The sequence below is a fragment of the Stenotrophomonas sp. YJH_SMC_57 genome, assembly GCF_059369755.1.
The window spans coordinates 30545-50252 of sequence record NZ_JCAFSZ010000009.1 but is presented as its reverse complement, the minus strand read 5'-3'; the positions used below and the strand labels follow the sequence as shown (position 1 = coordinate 50252).

The 19708-nt window shown below is 67.6% G+C and carries 25 protein-coding genes; 5 read left to right on the top strand and 20 right to left on the bottom strand.

The window, feature by feature from the left end; all coding sequences use genetic code 11:
- Positions 1 to 9 precede the first annotated feature (9 nt).
- On the top strand, positions 10 to 960 hold the full coding sequence (locus AC5P7U_RS13455) for an aspartate carbamoyltransferase catalytic subunit (protein ID WP_049456205.1): 951 nt from the start codon (positions 10 to 12) through the stop codon (positions 958 to 960).
- 167 nt (positions 961 to 1127) lie between these two features.
- Complete coding sequence (locus AC5P7U_RS13450; protein WP_414555244.1) at positions 1128 to 1619, top strand: REP-associated tyrosine transposase; 492 nt, start codon at positions 1128 to 1130, stop codon at positions 1617 to 1619.
- 102 nt (positions 1620 to 1721) lie between these two features.
- Here the strand turns inward: AC5P7U_RS13450 and AC5P7U_RS13445 are convergent, their stop codons facing one another.
- From AC5P7U_RS13445 to AC5P7U_RS13370, 16 genes are all read right to left on the bottom strand, one after another.
- Entirely contained in the window at positions 1722 to 2519 is a 798-nt protein-coding gene (locus tag AC5P7U_RS13445; RefSeq protein WP_006422683.1) for a carboxylesterase family protein, read from the bottom strand.
- A 70-nt stretch (positions 2520 to 2589) separates the two neighbouring features.
- Positions 2590 to 2856: a hypothetical protein gene (locus AC5P7U_RS13440; RefSeq protein ID WP_006422684.1), complete on the bottom strand. Its 267-nt coding sequence runs from the start codon at positions 2854 to 2856 to the stop codon at positions 2590 to 2592.
- A 61-nt stretch (positions 2857 to 2917) separates the two neighbouring features.
- Positions 2918 to 4279 (bottom strand): magnesium transporter, encoded by a 1362-nt coding sequence (gene mgtE, locus AC5P7U_RS13435; protein ID WP_005408383.1) that lies wholly within the window; start codon positions 4277 to 4279, stop codon positions 2918 to 2920.
- A 194-nt stretch (positions 4280 to 4473) separates the two neighbouring features.
- Positions 4474 to 6243 (bottom strand): phosphoenolpyruvate--protein phosphotransferase, encoded by a 1770-nt coding sequence (ptsP, locus tag AC5P7U_RS13430; RefSeq protein ID WP_008267984.1) that lies wholly within the window; start codon positions 6241 to 6243, stop codon positions 4474 to 4476.
- Positions 6244 to 6245: 2 nt separating this feature from the next.
- The gene (locus AC5P7U_RS13425) at positions 6246 to 6515 is read right to left on the bottom strand and encodes an HPr family phosphocarrier protein (protein WP_005408385.1); all 270 of its coding nucleotides are present in this window, start codon (positions 6513 to 6515) and stop codon (positions 6246 to 6248) included.
- The gene (locus tag AC5P7U_RS13420; protein ID WP_006422749.1) at positions 6508 to 6900 is read right to left on the bottom strand and encodes a PTS sugar transporter subunit IIA; all 393 of its coding nucleotides are present in this window, start codon (positions 6898 to 6900) and stop codon (positions 6508 to 6510) included. The genes AC5P7U_RS13425 and AC5P7U_RS13420 overlap by 8 nt, the downstream gene beginning before the upstream one ends.
- Before the next feature lie 408 nt (positions 6901 to 7308).
- Positions 7309 to 8193 carry an RNase adapter RapZ gene (gene rapZ / locus AC5P7U_RS13415; protein WP_197564707.1) on the bottom strand — a complete coding sequence of 295 codons (885 nt, stop codon included), beginning with the start codon at positions 8191 to 8193 and terminating at the stop codon, positions 7309 to 7311.
- Between the two features lie 25 nt (positions 8194 to 8218).
- Entirely contained in the window at positions 8219 to 9169 is a 951-nt protein-coding gene (gene hprK / locus AC5P7U_RS13410; protein WP_004147299.1) for an HPr(Ser) kinase/phosphatase, read from the bottom strand.
- Positions 9166 to 9618 carry a PTS sugar transporter subunit IIA gene (locus AC5P7U_RS13405; protein WP_006422799.1) on the bottom strand — a complete coding sequence of 151 codons (453 nt, stop codon included), beginning with the start codon at positions 9616 to 9618 and terminating at the stop codon, positions 9166 to 9168. The genes hprK and AC5P7U_RS13405 overlap by 4 nt, the downstream gene beginning before the upstream one ends.
- 21 nt (positions 9619 to 9639) lie before the next feature.
- Positions 9640 to 9957 (bottom strand): ribosome hibernation-promoting factor, HPF/YfiA family, encoded by a 318-nt coding sequence (hpf, locus tag AC5P7U_RS13400; RefSeq protein WP_005415556.1) that lies wholly within the window; start codon positions 9955 to 9957, stop codon positions 9640 to 9642.
- 58 nt (positions 9958 to 10015) lie between these two features.
- Entirely contained in the window at positions 10016 to 11437 is a 1422-nt protein-coding gene (locus tag AC5P7U_RS13395) for an RNA polymerase factor sigma-54 (protein WP_006422805.1), read from the bottom strand.
- 40 nt (positions 11438 to 11477) lie between these two features.
- Positions 11478 to 12197, bottom strand: a complete 720-nt coding sequence (gene lptB / locus AC5P7U_RS13390; protein ID WP_006422807.1) for an LPS export ABC transporter ATP-binding protein — start codon at positions 12195 to 12197, stop codon at positions 11478 to 11480.
- Positions 12197 to 12724: a lipopolysaccharide transport periplasmic protein LptA gene (gene lptA, locus AC5P7U_RS13385; protein WP_006422810.1), complete on the bottom strand. Its 528-nt coding sequence runs from the start codon at positions 12722 to 12724 to the stop codon at positions 12197 to 12199. Before lptA ends, lptB begins: the two co-directional genes overlap by 1 nt.
- Before the next feature lie 99 nt (positions 12725 to 12823).
- Positions 12824 to 13399 carry an LPS export ABC transporter periplasmic protein LptC gene (gene lptC, locus AC5P7U_RS13380; RefSeq protein ID WP_006422843.1) on the bottom strand — a complete coding sequence of 192 codons (576 nt, stop codon included), beginning with the start codon at positions 13397 to 13399 and terminating at the stop codon, positions 12824 to 12826.
- Entirely contained in the window at positions 13396 to 13944 is a 549-nt protein-coding gene (locus tag AC5P7U_RS13375; RefSeq protein ID WP_006422845.1) for a KdsC family phosphatase, read from the bottom strand. Before AC5P7U_RS13375 ends, lptC begins: the two co-directional genes overlap by 4 nt.
- A 65-nt stretch (positions 13945 to 14009) precedes the next feature.
- The gene (locus AC5P7U_RS13370; RefSeq protein WP_197564706.1) at positions 14010 to 15011 is read right to left on the bottom strand and encodes a KpsF/GutQ family sugar-phosphate isomerase; all 1002 of its coding nucleotides are present in this window, start codon (positions 15009 to 15011) and stop codon (positions 14010 to 14012) included.
- 54 nt (positions 15012 to 15065) lie between these two features.
- Here AC5P7U_RS13370 and AC5P7U_RS13365 point away from each other — a divergent pair, with 54 nt between their 5' ends.
- Genes AC5P7U_RS13365 through AC5P7U_RS13355 form a run of 3 tightly spaced genes read left to right on the top strand, consistent with a single transcriptional unit; the run spans position 15066 to position 16912 of the window.
- Positions 15066 to 15296 (top strand): BolA family protein, encoded by a 231-nt coding sequence (locus AC5P7U_RS13365; RefSeq protein ID WP_006422849.1) that lies wholly within the window; start codon positions 15066 to 15068, stop codon positions 15294 to 15296.
- A gap of 21 nt (positions 15297 to 15317) precedes the next feature.
- The gene (gene murA / locus AC5P7U_RS13360) at positions 15318 to 16589 is read left to right on the top strand and encodes a UDP-N-acetylglucosamine 1-carboxyvinyltransferase (RefSeq protein ID WP_006422851.1); all 1272 of its coding nucleotides are present in this window, start codon (positions 15318 to 15320) and stop codon (positions 16587 to 16589) included.
- Positions 16586 to 16912, top strand: a complete 327-nt coding sequence (locus tag AC5P7U_RS13355; protein WP_197564705.1) for an EF-hand domain-containing protein — start codon at positions 16586 to 16588, stop codon at positions 16910 to 16912. The genes murA and AC5P7U_RS13355 overlap by 4 nt, the downstream gene beginning before the upstream one ends.
- A 122-nt stretch (positions 16913 to 17034) precedes the next feature.
- Here AC5P7U_RS13355 and AC5P7U_RS13350 read toward each other — a convergent pair whose 3' ends face one another.
- The 4 genes from AC5P7U_RS13350 to AC5P7U_RS13335 form a co-directional block, all read right to left on the bottom strand.
- The gene (locus AC5P7U_RS13350; RefSeq protein ID WP_006422886.1) at positions 17035 to 17718 is read right to left on the bottom strand and encodes a DUF3108 domain-containing protein; all 684 of its coding nucleotides are present in this window, start codon (positions 17716 to 17718) and stop codon (positions 17035 to 17037) included.
- Between the two features lie 2 nt (positions 17719 to 17720).
- Positions 17721 to 18548 (bottom strand): DUF3108 domain-containing protein, encoded by an 828-nt coding sequence (locus AC5P7U_RS13345; protein WP_049455803.1) that lies wholly within the window; start codon positions 18546 to 18548, stop codon positions 17721 to 17723.
- Between the two features lie 67 nt (positions 18549 to 18615).
- A complete protein-coding gene (gene purN, locus AC5P7U_RS13340; RefSeq protein WP_006422916.1) occupies positions 18616 to 19269 on the bottom strand; it encodes a phosphoribosylglycinamide formyltransferase in 654 nt (217 codons plus the stop codon).
- Positions 19266 to 19703, bottom strand: coding sequence for a hypothetical protein (locus AC5P7U_RS13335; RefSeq protein ID WP_006422918.1), 438 nt, complete (start codon positions 19701 to 19703; stop codon positions 19266 to 19268). Before AC5P7U_RS13335 ends, purN begins: the two co-directional genes overlap by 4 nt.
- Positions 19704 to 19708 lie beyond the last annotated feature (5 nt).

Genomic DNA, 19708 nt, shown 5'->3' with positions numbered 1-19708 from the left:
ACTCCCGCCATGACCGCCCAGCAAATCGATGCCTCCGGACGCCTGCGCCACCTGTTGACCCTTGAGGGGCTGCCGCGCGAAACCCTGCTGCAGCTGCTCGATCGCGCCGGGCAGATCCGCGACGCCGCGGTCGGCCGCGTCGGCAACAAGCGCCACGTGCTGGCCGGCTCGGCGGTGTGCACGCTGTTCTTCGAACCGTCCACCCGCACCCGCAGCTCGTTCCAGCTGGCCGCCCAGCGCCTGGGTGCCGACGTGCTGAATTTCGATGCCTCGACCTCTTCCACGCGCAAGGGCGAAACCGCCTGCGACACGCTGCGCAACCTGGAAGCGATGGGTGTGCGCGGCTTCGTCGTGCGCCACCCCGATGATGGCGCCGTCGCCGCACTGGCTGAAGCGGCGGGCGAGGGCACCGCGCTGATCAATGCCGGTGACGGCCGCAGCTCGCACCCGACCCAGGGCCTGCTGGACATGCTGACCCTGCGCCAGGCCAAGGGCCCGGACTTCTCGAAGCTGAAGGTGGTGATTGTCGGCGACGTGAAGCATTCGCGCGTGGCCCGCACCGACCTGCATGCGCTGCGTACGCTGGGCGTGGGCGAGATCCGCGTGTGCGGCCCGCAGTCGCTGCTGCCGGACGACGAGACCCTGAAGGGCTGCGTGGTGGGCGATGATTTCGATGCCATGCTGGAAGGCGTCGACGCGCTGATGATGCTGCGCCTGCAGCGCGAGCGCATGGAAGAAGGCCTGGTGCCGTCGCTGGAGCAGTACCACGCCGAGTACGGGCTGACCAACGAACGCCTGGCGCGCGCCGGCAAGGATGCTGCCGTGCTGCACCCGGGCCCGATCAACCGCGGCGTGGAAGTGACCGACGAGGTGGCCGACGGCCCGCAGTCGTGGGTACTGCGCCAGGTCGCCAACGGCGTCGCCGTGCGCATGGCCGTGCTGGAAACCCTGCTGGGCTGACCGCTCTGGTGGGTGCCAACCTTGGTTGGCACTCATTGTTCTGGTAGGTGCCAACCCTGGTTGGCACTGCTGGTGTGGTGGGTGCCAACCCTGGTTGGCACTGGCCTACCCGGGCGAAGGTGATTTCCCGATGTTCAGGGAACATGCGCCCGCCCATGCTCTTGTGCATGAACAGCACCCGCCTCCTGCTAGGCCGTCATTCCAGTCTCGGCCGGAGCTACATCCTGACGACGAACGTGCATGGCCGAGCGGCTCTGTTCGCCAATGACGCCGTTGCGATTACCGCCATGCAGCAGTTCCAGCGTCTGGATCTGGAAGGTCTGACCCATTCCATCGCCTACGTGGTCATGCCGGATCACGTCCATTGGTTGATGCAGCTGCGCGCGGCATCACTCGACGTAGTCATGAGGCGCTTCAAGTCGCGTACGGCGGTGTACGCAAACAGGGTACTGGGCAGGGTGGGGCGCTTCTGGCAGTCCTGCTATCACGATCACGCGATCCGCTCTGATGAATCGCTGTTCCGGCACGCAATGTATGTGATGGCGAATCCGATCAGGGCGGGGCTGGCCACGCAGCTCGGTGAGTACCCGCATGCGTGGTGTGAGTGGGAACTCGAAGGTTCCTGTGCCAAGGCGGAGTTCATGGGTGCGGACAGATAGTGCCAACCAAGGTTGGCACCCACCGAAAGCAGGTTCCGGCCTTGGTGGGTACCTACCCAAACCAGGCTCCAACCTTGGTCGGCAACCACCGGACGCTTCGGGTCAGCGCTTCTGCGCGAACAGCCAGGCCCACATCGCCGGGTCGGCGTAGGTGGCGTCCCAGGCGTTATGGTTGCCTTCCGGGTACTCGGTGTAGCGCACGTCGCGCGCGTTGGCGCCCTGGAAGGCACTGTGCAGCCTGCGGTCGTCGTCCGGTGGCACCACATCATCCAGTGCGCCGTGGAAGATCCAGATTGGTGCGTGCTGCAGGCGCTGGGCGATCACCGCGTAAGGATCGGCCTCATGCGCGACGTGTTCGACGAACAGGGTCGGGCGCTTCGCGCGCGGTGCCAGCACAGCGCCGCATACCGGCACGATCGCGGCAAAGCGGCGTGGATCGTCCAGGGCGATGTTCCAGCTGCCGTAGCCGCCCATCGACATGCCGGTCAGGTACTGGCGCGCAGGGTCGGCGCCAAACTCGGCGATTGTCGCGTCCAGCGCGGCCAGGGCCATGCGGTTGTTGTGGCCGCTCCATTCCGAGTGCTTTGCTGCCTGGGGGAAGACAACCAGGGCCGGGAAGTCGGGATGCTCGCGCAGATAGGGGCCAAGCCCCGCGCGCGTCTGCCTGATGCCGTCGCTGCCGCGCTCGCCCGAGCCATGCAGGAACAGGATGACCGGAACACTGGCGGACGCCGGGGCCTGCAGCCCGGCCGGAATGAACACCTGGTAGTAGGCGGTCTCGCCGTCCACTTTGACCGCGCGGGCTTCGAAGCGTCCACGCGCGCTGTCCGGCAGCGAGGCACATCCGGTCATCATCAGAAGGGCCAGCAGGGGCAGCCAGCGCGACATGGAACGGACCATGGGAATTCCTGGGGCGGCGGGAACGCCTCCATCGTAGTCCGCCGCCGTCCATGCGGCATCATGCGCCGCGTCACTGCGGGCGCGGGAAACTGGCGATGATCTCCAGTTGTTCCTGGGCCTCGGCATTGCCTTCGGCGGCGGCGGCCTGCACCTGCGCCATGTCCGGATGCAGCACCACCAGCAACGGGTTCTCGCAGACCGGGCAGTCGTACTCGGTTGCGTCCTCGTCCAGTTCCATCTCCATGCCGCGCGAGCTGCCCTTCCATTCGCAGGCCGGGCACGTGTGCTGCTGGTCGCGCCAGCCGGGCTGGAAGTAGTTTTCGATCGTCGTTGCCATCGGTGTTCCAGTGGGAAGGGGGGCAGAGCCCCGCATGGCGGGGCTCCATCCCTTGATACGGTCAGTGCAGCAGCACCAGGGTGGCCAGGCCGAGGAAGGTGAAGAAGCCCATCGAGTCGGTCACCGCGGTCAGGAAGATGCCGCTGGCCAGCGCCGGGTCGAAGCCGAAGCGTTTGAGCGTCAGTGGCACCAGTACGCCGGCCAGTGCGGCGAACAGCAGGTTGCAGGTCAGCGCGATGGCGATCACCGCCGACAGCCCGGGCGAGTGGAACCAGGCCAGCACGATCAGCCCCAGCACCGAACCCAGCATCACGCCATTCAACAAGGCGACCCGCACTTCCTTCCACAGCAGCGTGCGCGCATTGGATGCGCCCACCTGGCCCAGCGCCAGGCCGCGCACCATCAGCGCCAGCACCTGGGTACCGGCATTGCCACCCAGGCCGGCCACGATCGGCATCAGCACCGCCAACGCCACCAGCTTGTCGATGGTGCCTTCGAAGTGGCCGACCACGCTGGAAGCCAGGAAAGCGGTGCACAGGTTTACCGACAGCCACATCAGGCGCCGGCGCATGGCGCGCCAGACCGGGCTGAACAGATCCTCGTCCTCGTCCAGGCCGGCGGCGCCCAGCGCCTGGTGCTCGGCCTGGCCGCGGATGATGTCGACCACGTCATCGATGGTGATGCGGCCGATCAGGATGTTGTTGTCGTCCACCACCGGCGCCGAGATCCAGTCATGGTCGGAGAACTGCCGTGCCACTTCCTGGTCGCTCTCGCCGACGTCGATGGCCGGCTGCTCGTCGTCGATCAGGCGGTTGATCGGCGTGGTGTCCTCGTGGGTCACCAGCGCGGCCAGCGAGACCCGCCCGAGGTACTGGTGCCGCCGGCTGACCACGAACAGGTGGTCGGTGTGATCGGGCAGTTCGCCGCGCAGGCGCAGGTAGCGCAGCACCACGTCGACGTTGACGTCGGCGCGCACGGTCACCACGTCCGGGTTCATCAGGCGGCCGGCGCTGTCCTCGGGGTAGGACAGAACCTGTTCCAGGCGCTCGCGGTTTTCGCGGTCCATCGACTTGAGGACTTCGTCGATGACCGTGTCCGGCAGGTCTTCGACCAAGTCGGCCAGGTCGTCGATGTCCAGGTCTTCGACCGCGGCGATGATCTCGTCCGGGTCCATGTCCGCGAGCAGGCTTTCGCGCACGTCGTCGCCGACGTGGACCAGCACCTCGCCGTCATCTTCCGGGTCGACCAGGCCCCACACCACCTCGCGCTTGCCCGGCGGCAGCGATTCGAGCAGGTTGCCGATCTCGGCCGGGGCCAGGGTGTTGACCAGCCGACGCACCGGACCCAGCCGGCCGCTGTCCAGTGCATCGGACAGCATCCGCAGTTGGCGCGCAGTCTTGTCGTGGCGTACAGCTTCAGCCATCGCAGCTCCCGCGGGATAAGAAAAGCCGCGATCCCGGCAAGGATGCGGCAACAGGGGTGTTCAGCGCGTCATTATCGCAAGGGGATGTTTCAACGCATAGCCGCTGGGTGAGGGTAGTGCCGGCCGCTGGCCGGCAATCGTCCCCATCGAAGTCCATGAGGTTGCCGGCCAGCGGCCGGCACTACCGCCTGCGGTCAGGGCGTGTCCGCCACCAGTGCCAGCCAGCGCTCGATGCCGCGGCGGTCGCGCGCCGCCAGCAGCTTCGGCGCGCGGGCGCGCAAGGCGCCCAGGTCGGCCTCGCGGATCGCCCGGCGCACCTCCAGCAACGTACCGGGATGCAGGCTGAACTCGCTCAGGCCCAGCGCCAGCAGCAGTGGAGTCATCCGGGCATCGCCGGCCATCTCGCCGCAGACCGCCACCGGGATGCGATGGCGCGCACCAGTGTCGATCACCATCTGCAGCAGCCGCAGCACGGCCGGATGCAACGGCGAGTAGAGCTCGCCCAGCGCTTCGTTGTTGCGGTCGGCGGCGAGCAGGTACTGCACCAGGTCGTTGGTACCGATCGACAGGAAATCGACCAGATCGATGAAGCTCTCCAGCGCCAGTGCGGCCGCGGGTACTTCGATCATCGCGCCCAGCGGCACATGGTCGGACACCATGTGGCCCTCGCCGCGCAGCTGTTCGGTCAGCTTGAGCATGCGCCGGCGCACCGCAAGCAGCTCCTCGCGGGTACTGACCATCGGAACCAGCACGCGCAGCTTGCCGTAAGCCGAGGCACGCAGGATCGCGCGCAGCTGGGTGTCGGCCACCTTCGGCCGCGCCAGCGACAGGCGCACGCCGCGCAGGCCCAGTGCCGGATTCTCTTCGTTGCTCAGGGTCAGGCCGGTGCGATCGGCCTTGTCCGCGCCCAGGTCGAGCGTGCGGATGGTGACCGGACGCCCGCTCATGCCCAGCGCGGCATCGCGGTAGGTCTGGAACTGCTCTTCCTCGTCCGGCAGCTCGTTGCGCTGCAGGAACAGGAATTCGGTGCGGTACAGGCCCAGCCCCTGCGCGCCCAGCGCATGCGCCTGGGTCACGTCCTCCAGCGATTCGGCGTTGGCCAGCAGGGCGATGTCGACCTGGTCGCGGGTACGGCTGGGCTTGCTGCGCAGGCGGCCCAGCTCGCGCTGTTCACGCGCATGCTCTTTCAGTCGCGCGCGGTAGTCACGCAGGTTGTCGGCCTGCGGGTTGACCGTGATGCTGCCGTCGGCGCCGTCGATGATCAGCACGTCGCCGTCGGCGATGCGGCTGAGCAGCTGCGGTACGTTGACGATCAGCGGCAGGTGCAGGCTGCGTGCCAGGATCGCACTGTGCGACAGCGCGCTGCCGGCGGCGGTGACGATGCCGACCACCCCTTGCGCCTGCAGCTGCGCCAGCTCGGACGGGGCAATGTTGTCGCAGACCAGGATCTCGCCGGCCAGGCCCTTCATCACCGGCGGCCGGTCCGGTTGCAGGAAGGCGTGGATGCGGCCGATCACATGGTCCAGATCGTCCATGCGGCTCTTCAGGTAGGCATCGTCCATGCCATCGAAGACCTTGGCCAGGCGGTCGCGTTGCAGGCGCAGCGCATAGCCGGCGCTGTACGGGCCGCTGCGGATCAGTTCGTCCAGGCCATACAGCAGCTCGGGGTCGTCCAGCAGCAGCGCGTGCAGGTCGAGGAACTCGCCCACTTCCTGGTTCAGTGCCCCATGCAGGCGCTGGCGCAGCTCGTGCATTTCCGTGCGCGCCGCATCCACCGCATGGTGCAGGCGCGCGAGCTCGGCCTCGACCTGGTGGGCGGCGACACGCTGTTCGGCCACCTCCAGGGCATGCGGCAGGCGCACGCGGGCGCGGCCCATGGCTGTGCCGCGCGCTGCGCCATGGCCGGCCAGCAGCTGCACCGGCCGCTGGCCGGAGGGGAGCTGGCCGGCGCGTGCGCGTGGCACGCTCAGCTGTCCTCGTCGAAACGGCGTTCGAACAGGCCCACCACCGCCTCCATCGCGGCGGCTTCGTCCTCGCCGTTGATGCGCACGGTGACCGGGGTGCCCTGGCCGGCAGCCAGCAGCATCACGCCCATGATGCTCTTGGCGTTGATCTCACGGCCCTTGGCGGCCATGGTCACGTTGCAGCGGAACGGCGCCAGGGTCTGCACCAGCTTGGCGGTGGCCCGGGCATGCAGGCCCAGGCGGTTGCTGACGGTGAGTTCTCGTTCAAGCATCGTCGACTATCGCTCCATTACGGGTACCCGCCGCGGCTGTGGCGGGCAGTTGATCCAGTCCCTGTTCCGGATAATTCATCACCCGCAGCAACATCGGCAGGCTCAGCGCCGACACCCGGCGAACCGGGGTCCCCAGCCGGGCCAGCTGCCCGGCAAGGTTGGCGGGGCTGGCGCCGTACAGGTCGGTCAGGATCAGCACGCCTTCCCCACCGTCAACCCGCCGCAGGGCGGCCGAGGCGAGCGGGAGCAGGGCGTCCAGGTCTGCGTCGAACGGTACTTCGAAAGCTTCGGTCTTCAGCGGCAATTGCCGCAGGAGCCGGGTCGCCACCTCAAGCAGGGCGGTCCCGACCCCGGGATGTGTTACGAGGAGAATGCCACAGGTCATTACTGCACGTTAACAGGTCAAGGTGAATCGGCGATAGCAGCAGGAGAGGGGCACTGTGTCCCGTATTCAGCGTTGCCCGGCTGGTATGCCCGTTTCGCCGAAAAAGCGATCCGACCCTGTCCGTCTTTCCGATGCCTGACAGAGGTTCATCCACGCATGGCGTGGATCCATCGTGTCGACCAAGGTCGACACCCACCAACAGCACACGGAATCTGTCAGAGGCGGGGTGGGTCCGGTTGCGGGGGTGTCCGCGGCATGGATGCCGCGGCCAAGCCCCCATGGATGGGTTTACGGCGTCCCCCGCAACCGGACCCGCACCGCCATCCCTCGGAATGCTGCATTAGCTGTTGAGGTTGCCGGCCAGCGGCCGGCACTACCGCGGGTGCCGGGTGCAGCCCGGCCGCCCCCTCAATCCTGTTCGCGGTGGTAGGTCGCCACGTCTTCCCAGCCCATCTCGCGTGCGTGGCGGGCCATGCGCTCGGCCAGGAACACCGATCGATGCTTGCCACCGGTACAGCCGAACGCCACGGTCACGTAGCTGCGGGTGCCGTCGCCCAGCTTCGGCAGCCAGGTATCGAGAAAGTCCGTCAGCTGGGCCAGGTAGCGCTGCACGTCGGGCTGCGCTTCCAGGTAGTCGCGCACGCCCGGCTCGCGGCCGCTCAGCGCGCGCAGCTCCGGGTCCCAGTGCGGGTTGGGCAGCACGCGCGCGTCGAACACGAAGTCCGCCTCGGCCGGCACGCCGCGCTTGTAGGCGAACGATTCGAACAGCAGCGACAGCCGGGTGGCGTGGTCCAGGGTGAACTCGGTGATGATCCGTCGCCGCAACTGGTGCACGTTGAGCGCGCTGGTGTCGATCACCGCATCGGCCTCGCGGCGCAGCGGGGCGGTCAGCACGCGCTCGCGCGCGATCGCTTCGGGCAGTGACAGGCCCAACTGGCTCAGCGGATGCCGGCGACGGGTGTCGGCATAGCGCTTGAGCACCGTTTCGTCGCTGGCCTCGAAGAACAGTACCTTCACCTCCACGCCGGCGTCGGTGGCCAGTCGCCGCCAGTCGCCCAGCTGGCCAAGATCGGCCTGGCCGCGCACGTCGATGCCCACCGCCAGCCGGCGCGGCGCGTGGCCATCGTGGTTGGCCAGCAGGCTGCGTACGAAATCCGGGAGCAGATTGATCGGCAGGTTGTCCGAGCAGTAGTAGTCCTGGTCCTCGAAGGTCTTCAGGGCCACGGATTTACCCGAGCCGGACAGGCCGCTGACGATGATCAGGGTCGGGGCGGTGGGGGCGGCGGTGCTCATGGACGGGCTCTTCGAAAGACAGGGGTCAGGGCGTTCGCCGTTCCAGCAGATTGCTGTGGCGGGCGATGAACATCGCCGCCGGATCGATGCCCTTGGTGCGCAGGATATGCAGGCGGGTGGCCGCCTCGGTCAGCACGGCCAGGTTGCGGCCAGGCATCACCGGCAGGGTGATCAGCGGGACGTCCAGGTCCAGCACATGGCGGGTACCCGAATCGCCGGTCAGGCGCTCGTAGCCATGTGGCGTGGGTTCGGTCATCGGTTTGGTCAGATGGACGATCAGCCGAAGGTACTTGTTCTTCTTTACAGCCGTGTCGCCGAACATCTCGCGCACGTTCAGCACGCCCAGCCCACGCACTTCCAGCAGGTCCTGCAGCAGTTCGGGGCAGGTACCGTCGAGCACGTCGGGGGCGATCTGGGTGAATTCGGGTGCATCGTCGGCCACCAGGCGATGGCCGCGGCTGAGCAGCTCCAGCGCCAGTTCGCTCTTGCCCGACCCGGCTTCACCGGTGATCAGCACGCCGATGGAGTAGATCTCCATGAACACGCCATGCAGGATCACGCGTGGTGCCAGCGTGCGCGCCAGATGGTAGGACAGGTGGTTGAGCAGTTCGTGGCCGCGCTTGGGGGACAGCCACAGCGGCGTACCGGACTCGTCCGCGGCCGCGCGCAGGTCTTCCGGGCAGGGCTGGTTGCGGGTCAGCACCAGCGCCAGCGGGTGCGACTGCATGATCTTCTCGATGGTCTCCCAGCGCTGGCGCGGTTCCAGCGCGTCCAGCCAGGACAGCTCCTCGGTGCCGAGAATCTGCACCTTGTTGGGGTAGATCGCATTGAGGTAGCCGGCCAGCGAGGGGCGCCGCGAGACCGTGTTGCCGGCTTCGAGTTCGCGTTTCTCGCCGGACTTGCCTGCAGCCCAGCGCAACCCCAGCCGCTCGCGCTGCTGTTCGAACAGTTCACGGGCGGTGATGCTGGTATTCATGCGGCGCTCGCAGGTGGCGTCAGCTCAAGGGCCTGGCGCAGGGCCCGGGCATCGCCGGCCGCGCGCAGCGCCTGGCGGATGTCGGGCGCGGAGAACAACTCGGCCAGCTCGGACAGCAGCATCAGGTGCTGGTGGGTGTAGTGGGCGGGGACGGCCATCGCGAACACCAGGTCCACCGGCTCGTCGCCACCGAAGTCGACCGGGGTGGCCAGCCTCAGCAGGGCGCCACGGGGGCGGTCCAGGGTCGGCGCGCGGCCGTGGGGAATGGCGATGCCATGGCCGATTGCGGTACTGCCCAGCGCTTCGCGCTGGCACAGGTTCAGGTAGATCTGTTCGGCATTGGCCTGGCGGCAGGCCAGCAGCCCGGCCGCGGCCTGCAGGACGCTGTCGCGGTCGGTGGCCGTGCAGAGCTGGGTCTGCACGGCCGCCAGGAGGTCAGTCAGGGGCATGTCTGCGGGGAACAGTGGCGATCAGCCACCATTGTCGCCCACCGGCAGCGGCGCGTGCTGCTGTTTTTTCTCCTTGTGCTTGATCACAAGGCGGTCAAGCTTGTCCGCAAGCAGGTCGATTGCGGCATACATGGTCTGGCCGCCGGCCTCGGCGTGCAGGGTCTGCCCCGGGATGTTGAGGCTGGCGTCGACGTGATGCTCGGTCTTCTGCAGCTTGAGGGTCACCCGCGCTTCGCAGTGCTGGTCGAAGTGTTTTCCGATCCGGGCCAGCTTTTCCTCTACATAGGACTGCAGGGCCGGGGTGACTTCGACATCTTTGCCAAACGTTTCGATGCGCATCGGGTTTCTCCTGTGTTCGGATGTGCCAATGAACCTCTCCGCCGGGCGCGGCGGCGCGTCAAGCGATTCTGACCCTTTCGTGCGAGGCGGAAATGTTCATGGCTTCACGATACTTCGCCACGGTGCGTCGCGCTACTGGAATTCCCGACGATTTGAGCAGGTCAGCCAGCTTGGCGTCAGAAAGCGGCTTGCGCGGGTTCTCGTCGTCGATCAGTCGCCGGATCATGGCCTGGATGGCCGTGCTGGACGCCTCGCCGCCGCCCTCGGTATCGATGCCCGACGCGAAGAAGGCGCGCAGCGGCAGGGTGCCGCGCGGCGTGCGCACATGCTTGCGCGCGATCGCGCGCGATACCGTGGATTCGTGCAGGCCGAGCTCGGTGGCGATCTCGCGCAGGGTCAGCGGGCGCAGCGCCTGTTCGCCGAATTCGAGGAATCCGGCCTGTTGCAGGATCAGGCTGCGCACCACCCGCAGCAGGGTCTCGCCGCGCTGCTGCAGCCCTTTCAGCAGCCAGCGCGCCTCCTGCAGCTGCGCGCGCAGATAGCCGGCATCGGCCTCGCCACAGCGGCGGATGAGCTGTTCGTAGCCGCGGTGGATCACCACCTTCGGCCCGGCATGGCCGGCCAGTGATGCGCGCCAGACGCCGTTCTGCCGCCACACCACCACGTCGGGCACCACGTAGGTGTCCTGCGAAAGCGGCGCAATCTGCGTGCCCGGGCGCGGGTCCAACGAGCGCAGCAGGGCGACGGCGGTCTCGACATCGGCAAGCGGTCGTTTCAGTTCGTGGGCGAGGCCGGCCACGCCACTGCGCGGCAAGCGTTCCAGCGGTCCTGCGGCAATCTGTCGCGCCAGGGCCAGTCCGGGCGTGTCCTCGCCCAGCACGTCCAGCTGCAGCTGCAGGCATTCACCGAGTGTGCGAGCGGCCACGCCGACCGGATCGAAACGCTGGATGCGATGCAGTACGGCGAGGATCTCGTCCTCGTCGGCATGGATCGTTGGCAGCAGTGTTTCAGCGATGGTCGCCAGCGGTTCCCGAAGGTAGCCATCGTCGTCCAGTGCATCGATCAGCGCGGCACCGATGCTGCGATCGGGTGCGGACAGATGTGACAGGTGCAGCTGCCACAGCAGGTGATCGGCCAGCGTCTCGCTTTCGGCCACGCGCTCGGCGGCGCTGCCGGTGTCGTCGTCATCGTCGAAGCTGCCACCGCTGCCGGCAGCGCTCCAGTCCAGTTCGGCAGGCGCCCAATCGTCGCCATCGTCGGCGCGTTCGCTGGGGGCTTCGCTGTCGTTGCCGTCACTGGCCTCGTTGGCGGCAGGGCCGTCGTTGCTGTCGGCCCAGTCCAGCAGGGGATTGCTTTCCACGGCCTGGGCGATTTCCAGCTCCAGCTCGGTGGTGGACATCTGCAGCAGCTTGATCGCCTGCTGCAGCTGGGGCGTGAGCACCAGCTGCTGTCCCAACGATGTCTGCAGCCGAGTCTTCATACCTGTGCCGAAAGGATGGAAAGTGCCCGGGTGCCCGCCGTCACAGCTTGAACGAATCCCCAAGGTAGACGCGGCGTACGTCGGCGTTGTCCAGGATCGCTTCCGGCGAGCCCTGGGCCAATACGGCGCCCTCGGCGAGAATATACGCGCGGTCGCAGATTCCCAAGGTCTCACGCACGTTGTGATCGGTGATCAGCACGCCGATGCCACGCTGCTTGAGGTGGGTGACGATGCGCTGGATCTCGCCGACCGAAATCGGATCGACGCCGGCGAATGGCTCGTCGAGCAGGATCAGGCGCGGCTGCGCGGCCAGCGCTCGGGCGATCTCGCACCGACGGCGTTCGCCACCGGACAGGCTGGCGCCGAGCTGGTCGGCAACGTGGCCCAGCTGCAGTTCGTCGAGCAGGCTGTTCAATTCGCGTTCGCGGCCGGCCGAATCCAGGTCCTCGCGCAGTTCCAGCACCAGGCGGATGTTGTCGGCCACGGTCAGCTTGCGGAACACAGAGGGTTCCTGCGGCAGATAGCCCACGCCCTGCTTGGCGCGGGTGTACATCGGGTCGCCGGTGATGTCGCGTCCGTCGAGCACGATGCTGCCCGCATCGGCTGCGACCAGGCCGACGATCATGTAGAAGCAGGTGGTCTTGCCGGCACCATTGGGGCCCAGCAGGCCGACCACTTCACCGGCATCGAGGGTCAGCCCGAAGTCCTTGACGACTTCACGCTGCTTGTAGCGTTTGCGCAGGCCCTTGGCGACAAGCATTACTTCTTGCTCCCGGCAGGCTTGGCCGGCTGTGCGGCCGGGTTCTTGTTCTTCGGCGGAATGACGGTGCGCACGCGGCTGCCGTCGCCACCGGAGTTCATCTCACCGCTGCGGGTGTTGTAGACCATGCGCTGGCCGGCGTTGGTGCCGCGCGCGCTGGTGACCTTGTAGTTGCCGGTCAGGGTGATGATCTCGCTCTTGATGTCATAGTCGATGCGATCGGCCACCGCGTCCATCCAGGTGCCATCGTCGAGCTGCTGCTTCATGGTGGCCTGCTTGCCGGTGAACACCGCACGCACGGCCTCGCCATCCTTCAGGTAGATCTCGGCTTCCGACGAGCGGATGTCCAGGGTTCCCTGGGTGATGTTCACGCCCTGCGAGAGCACGGTCTTGCCATCGCCGGTGAGCACGCCGGACTGGGCGCCGGAATCGATGTTCATGTTCTCGTTGCGGTCGGTGGACTTGGCGAAGGCGGCGCTGGGCACAACAAGTGCGAGCGCGAGTACGGCTGCAAAGGGAATCTTCATCGGGGTCCGTTCTACCGGTGGAGGGCTCCCGGAAACCGGGGGCGGGGAGGGGCTGCCGGCCGTGCGCCTGTCCGGGGACGTCGCAGGCTGGCGGCGGGATCAGTGCCGGGGCGTGTAGCGGCCCTTGGACTGGCTGAGGAAATGATACGTGTTGTTCTTCGAATCCACCTCGAAGCCGACGCCGGACTGTTCCATTCCGGGCCGGGTCATGGTCACCAGCGCATCGGTGCGGGCACGGCTTTCCTTCGGAAACACGTCCAGATGGTCGGTGCGGAAGGTGGTGGGCGGTACGCCCGGGTCGGCGGGACTGTCGCCTGCGACGTTGCCGCGCAGCTTCATTTCGTCGCCCTTGGCGCTGAGCCAGCCGGTCTCCGAACGCAGCGTCCAGTGCTTGCCGTCCTTGTCGGGCATTTCGAACAGCGGGGTCGCGATGCTGATGGTCTGGTCACCGCGCTGACGCTCCAGCAGCGGTGCGCGCAGGGTGGTCGATTCCTTGCCCTGTTCGTCGAGGGCCACGATGGTGAAGTCGTGCAGGATGTAGTCCACGCCAATCTCGTTGCCGCCGTTGGCCGGTCCCTTGTCACGGTTGCGCAGCGCGGCCCAGCTGCTGAGCAGCGCGGCCAGCAGCAGGCCGATGCCGAGTGCGGTGCGCCAGTTCAGGGTCGGCCGGTTCATGCGCCGAACCTCGCCAGGACCGCATCCACATGGCCCTGGGCGGCCAGCAGGACATCGCACAGCTCACGTGCAGCGCCACGCCCGCCGTCGGTGCGGGTCTGCCAGTGCACGCGCTCGGCGATCCACGGGTGCGCGTTGGCAGGCGCCACGGCCAGGCCCACCGCGCCCAGCGGCGCCAGGTCCGGCAGGTCGTCGCCCATGAAGGCCACCTGTTCCAGGCCGATGCCGTGCTGCGCGCACAGCGCCTGCACGCTGGCCAGCTTGTCGCCCACGGCGATCTGGGTGTCGATGCCGAGATCGGCGCCACGCCGGAGCGCGGACTGGCTGTTGCGCGCAGTGATCAGCACGGGATGGATGCCGTGCTGCTGCAGCAGTTTCAGGCCCAGGCCATCCTGCACGAAGTACGCCTTGCTCTCATTGCCGTCCTTGTCGTAGTACAGCCGACCGTCGGTGAGGGTGCCGTCCACGTCGAAGCACGCCAGGCGGACGCGGGCCGCAGCGGCATGCAGGTGGGCGGGGAAGGCGGGCAGGGGGGACCAGGGCATCAGGGCGGCAGGCTCGGTGTGGGCGGATGGACGATACAGACTGAATGGGGTCTACGGACTGTCGGTTAAACCACCCGCGCCCGCAACAGGTCATGAATGTTCAGGGCACCCACCGCGCGTCCCTGGCCATCGACCACGATCAGGCCGGTGATCTTGTGGGTCTCCATCAACCGCGCGGCTTCGACGGCCAGCTGGTCGGCGCCGATGGTACGTGGGTTGCGGGTCATCACATCGGCGATCTTCGCGGTACGCACGTCCAGCGCGCTGTCGAGCGCGCGGCGCAGGTCGCCGTCGGTGAACAGGCCGATCAGGACGCCATCGGCATCGACCACGGCGGTCATGCCCAGCCGCTTGCGGCTCATTTCCATCAGCGCTTCGCTGAGGCTGGCGCCGGCCTCGACCCGGGGCAGGTCGTCGCCGCTGTGCATGACATCGGTGATGTGCAGCAGCAGGCGGCGGCCGAGGCTGCCGGCCGGGTGTGAACGGGCGAAATCATCGGCGGTGAAACCGCGCGCATCCAGCAGGGCTACGGCCAGCGCATCGCCCATCGCCAGCGACGCGGTGGTGCTGGAGGTCGGGGCCAGGTCCAGCGGGCAGGCTTCGGCCGGCACGCTGACATCCAGATGAATGTCGGCGGCGGAGGCCAGGCTGGACTGCGGGCGTCCGGTCATGGAAATCAGCAGGTTGCCCTGGCGCTTGAGCACCGGCAGCAGCATCAGGACTTCGTCCGACTCGCCCGAATAGGACAGGGCCAGCACCACGTCGTCCTCGGTGATCATGCCCAGGTCACCATGGCCGGCCTCGCCCGGGTGCACGTAGAACGCCGGGGTGCCGGTCGATGCCAGGGTGGCGGCGATCTTGCGGGCGATGTGGCCGGACTTGCCCATGCCGGTGGCAACCACCCGCCCGCGGCTGGACAGGATCGCCTGGCAAGCCTGCTGGAAGGCATCGCCGAGGCGGGCAGCGACCGCATTCAGGGCTTGCTGCTCGATGTCGAAGACACGGCGGCCGCTGGCGACCAGGCTGGCCGGGTCGACGGAACGGGAGGGCAGGAGAGGCTCGGCCATGCGGACGCCACGCAGCGGAAGTAGAATGAGCGCTCATTTTATTAGGAAAGCCCGTTGGACGCCGACACCATCCGCAATCTGATCGAAACCGGCCTGCCCGGCGCCCGCGCCGACGTGCGTGGCGACGATGGCGTGCATTTCGAAGCGACCGTGGTCTGCGAGGCCTTTGCCGGCAGGATGCCGCTGGCCCGCCACCGGATGGTCTATGCCACCCTGGGCGACCTGATGGGCGGTGCGATCCACGCACTGGCGCTGAAAACCGTGACCCCGGCCGAAGCCGGCTGAACCGCAGAAGATCCCGAATACATGGCCAAGATCGTTGTGACCGGCGGCGCTGCGCTGCACGGTGAAGTAAGCATCTCCGGCGCCAAGAACGCCGTCCTCCCCATTCTCTGCGCGACCCTGCTGGCCGATGCGCCGGTCGAGATCACCAACGTGCCGCACCTGCACGACGTGGTCACCACGGTGAAGCTGCTGGGCGAGCTGGGCGCCAAGGTCACCATCGACCAGGGCACGCTGTCGCGCGGCAGCGCGATCGTGGTCGACCCGCGTCCGGTCAACCAGCACGTTGCGCCATACGAGCTGGTCAAGACCATGCGCGCCTCGATCCTGGTGCTGGGCCCGCTGTTGGCCCGCTTCGGCGCGGCCGAAGTGTCGCTGCCCGGCGGCTGCGCGATCGGTTCGCGCCCGGTCGACCAGCACATCAAGGGCCTGCAGGCGCTGGGCGCCGAGATCGTGGTCGAGAACGGCTTCATCAAGGCCTCGGCCAAGCGCCTGAAGGGTGGTCATTTCACCTTCGACATGGTCAGCGTCACCGGCACCGAGAATGTGCTGATGGGCGCGGTGCTGGCCGAAGGCACCACCATCCTCGACAACTGCGCGATGGAACCGGAAGTGACCGATCTGGCGCACTGCCTGATCGCGCTGGGCGCGAAGATCGAAGGCCTGGGCACCGCGCGCCTGGTCATCGAAGGCGTCGAGCGCCTGTCCGGTGGCCGCCACGAAGTGCTGCCCGACCGCATCGAGACCGGTACCTTCCTGGTGGCCGCGGCGATGACCGGTGGCAAGGTCACCGTGAACCGCGCGCGCCCGAACACCATGGACGCGGTGCTGTCCAAGCTGGTCGAGGCCGGTGCGAAGATCGAGACCACCGATGACAGCATCACCCTGGACATGCAGGGCAAGCGGCCGAAGGCGGTCAACCTGACCACCGCGCCGTACCCGGCGTTCCCGACCGACATGCAGGCGCAGTTCATGGCGCTCAACTGCGTGGCCGACGGCGTGGGCGTGATCAATGAAACGATCTTCGAGAACCGTTTCATGCACGTCAACGAACTGCTGCGGCTGGGCGCGGACATCCAGGTCGAAGGCCACACGGCCATTGCCCGTGGCCACGAACGCCTGAGCGGTGCGCCGGTGATGGCCACCGACCTGCGCGCGTCGGCATCGTTGATCCTGGCCGGCCTGATGGCCGACGGTGACACCACCATCGACCGCATCTACCACCTTGATCGTGGCTACGAGAACATCGAAGAGAAGCTGTCTTCGCTCGGTGCCACCATCCGGCGCGTGCCATGATCCTGCGCGGCAAGTTCAGCCCGCGTCGCAAGGCGCTGCTGGCGCTGGTGCTGATCGTGCTGGCGTGGCTGGGCTACGCCTGGTACGCCGACATCGCCATCACCCAGGGCATCGAGCAGAAGGACATGGACTGGAACGGCGATGGCACCGTCTCGCGTGACGAGATCATCGAGTCGTTCTACGCGGTTGCGGTGAACGACAGCCAGGACGGCAACCGCCATTGCCGCACCTTCGTCTGGCGCAGCACGGGCGAGCAGATCCGCGTGGACTGCCGCACCGAGTTCGCGCCAGCGGAAGCGAAGCCGGCTGAAGCGAAGAAGTAAGAAAACGCCCGCGAAAGCGGGCGTTTTCCTTTCGGTAGCACCGGCCGCTGGCCGGCAACCCCATGAACCTCGTGGAGCATCGCGAAAATGCCGGCCAGCGGCCGGCACTACCGGTTCGCGCGTCAGTTCATCGCCTTGATGGTCAGGTCCAGCGCATCGCGATCGTTTTCACGCTGCAGCATGCGCGCCGGGACCGGGAATTCGGGCACGATCCACGCGATCAGTTCCTTGTTGCCGTCGGCACGCGAGACCTTGGTGGCTTCGTAGCTCTTGCCACCCACGGTGATCGACTCCTTGCCGATCACGCGGTAGGTCATGTTCTTGATGCGCCCTTCGTCGACCATGCGATAGGTCAGCGGCTTGCCGGCGGCCAGGTCGCGGGCGATCGCCAGGTTGATCAGCAGCGCATCCATGTCACCGGACTTCAGTGCGATCGGGCCGGCGCGGTCCGGCTTGATGTCGCCGGTCCAGGTCGCCTGGTTGCTGGTCCAGTTGTAGTTGGCCTGCACGTTGCGCTTCTTCACCAGCAGGGCCGAACGGTCCTGGCTGCTGAGCGGGCGCAGCTGGCCACGCACTTCCTCGAACACGGTGCTCTGGCTCAGGTCGGCCAGCTGGTTCTTCACCTGCAGCGTGTAGCGCCACTTGTTGGCTCCCTCGCTGCTCAGGGTCATGCTGCCATTGGCCTGCATGCCCATGTAGCTGGCCAGGTAATCGGCCTTGAACGGCTGCAGGGCCATGGCCGGCAGGCTGGCCATCGACAGCGCGGCCGCGGCGATCCAGGTGAGGGGGCGGGTCAGGGTGCTCATGCTCAGACTCCTTGGTATTCGATCAGGCGGAGGTCGACGCGGTCTTCGCCGTCTTCGCGTTGCAGGATGCGCACCGGGGTGGGGACACCGTTGGCGATCCAGAGGATGGTTTCGTTGTTGCCGCCGTTGGTCCGGTAGACCCGCAGCGCGTTGTAGGACAGGTCGCCGACTTCGACGTTCTCGGTCTGCGGCGCGGCCTGGTAGTCATGCTGGCGGACCTTGCCCATGTCCACGTAGCGGTAGTGCATGGTGGCACCTGGGCGCGCATCTCGCATGATCGCCAGGTTGATCAGCAGCGCGCTCTGGTCGCCGGGCTGCAGCGGGATCGGCTGCGCACGTTCCTTCTTCACGTCACCGGTCCACTGCGCGGTACCGGCCTGCCAGTTGTAGGTGCCCACGGCCTTCTTGCCGAGGAACAGGCCCTTGCGCACCGTGCTCTGGCTCAGTGGCGCGTAGACACCGCCGCGTTCCTCGAACACCGTGCTCTGCTCGATGTTCAGGCCGAGCACGCTGGCAAAGCCGCGGCGGCCGACCACCTGCATGTCGACCCGCCACTGGCTGCCGCCGGTGTGGGTGACCTGCATGCTGGCGTCGCCGGCCTCCTTGCTCTTGTAGAACGCCTGGTAGGTGGCGCTGAACGGCTGCAGCGGCGGCGGTTCCCATGCCAGCGCAGGCAACACCGGCGCCGCCGGCTCGGCAGGTGGCTGCACGGCAGGCACCGGCGCCGGGGAGGGCGAGGCGGCAGGCGCTTGCGCCTGGCCCCAGCCCGCAGCGGGCAATACGGCCAGCGACAGCAGCAGCGACGTGGACAGCAGGGTCGTGGTCTTCATGAAGGACAGGGACCGCAGGGAGGGGCAGGATGCCAGCCCCGCAGTCAGCGGGACGTGTGCACGGGCGTTACCGGTTCAGGTTCCCGGCGGAATCTAGGGCCAACGGGCTAAACAGGGGGTGACCGTCCAGTTGGGGCTGTCCTTCCCGTTCAGCCAGGCGGCCTGCGCACAGCAGCTGCAGGGTGGCGATCAGCAACGGGTGCTCCACCGCCAGCACGCGCTCGGCCAGCGCCTGCGCATCGTCGCCGGGCTCCACCGGCACCCGTACCTGCGCCAGCACCGCCCCGGCATCCAGTTCCGGTACCACCAGGTGAACGCTGGCCCCGTGCTCGGCATCGCCGGCCTCCAAGGCCCGCGCATGGGTGTCCAGGCCCTTGTGCAGCGGCAGCAGCGAGGGGTGGATGTTGACCAGGCGGCCCTCGAAGCGCTGCACGAAGGCGGCCCCCAGGATGCGCATGTAGCCGGCACAGACGATCCAGTCCGGTGCCGATGCCTGCACGGCATCGCCCAGCGCCTGCTCATAGGCGGCGCGGTCGCCGAACTCCTTCGGCGCGTGTGCCCAGCGCAGGCCAGGCGCCACCCGCTGCAGCGCCGCGGCGCCTGGACGGTCGGAGAACACGCCGACCACGTCGGCCGGCAGGCGGCCACCACCGATCGCGTCGAGGATGGCCTGCAGATTGCTGCCACGGCCGGAGGCCAGTACCGCAATGCGAGCGGTCATGCGACTACCGCGCCGCCTGGTTCGGTGAAGCTGGCGGCGACATCCGCACGCAGCAGCACGATCAGGGCGTATACGCCCAGCGCGATGCCCAGCGCGCCGCCCAGGCAGGCGGCACCGCCTGCGACCAGGCACAACGTACGCTGGCGGCGCTGCCCCAGCCGGTTCGCAGCGGTCAGGCTGAGCATGCCCAGTGCACCGATGGCCAGCGCCGCGACGGCGAGGATCGCCGCCAGCAGCACGGGCGGCATGCCCGCCGTGGGGTTCCGGCTTTCGCTGATGTAGCCACCCAGCGCGGCCATCAGCAGGACAACGGACAGCGCCAGCTGGATGCCGCCGTAGACGCAGAACAGGATCCTGAGCGTGTGCAGGTGGCCGCCGATCTGGAGCGCGGTCCAGCCAGGCGGCACATTCAACGGGGGCGGGAGGGAAGCCATGGAAA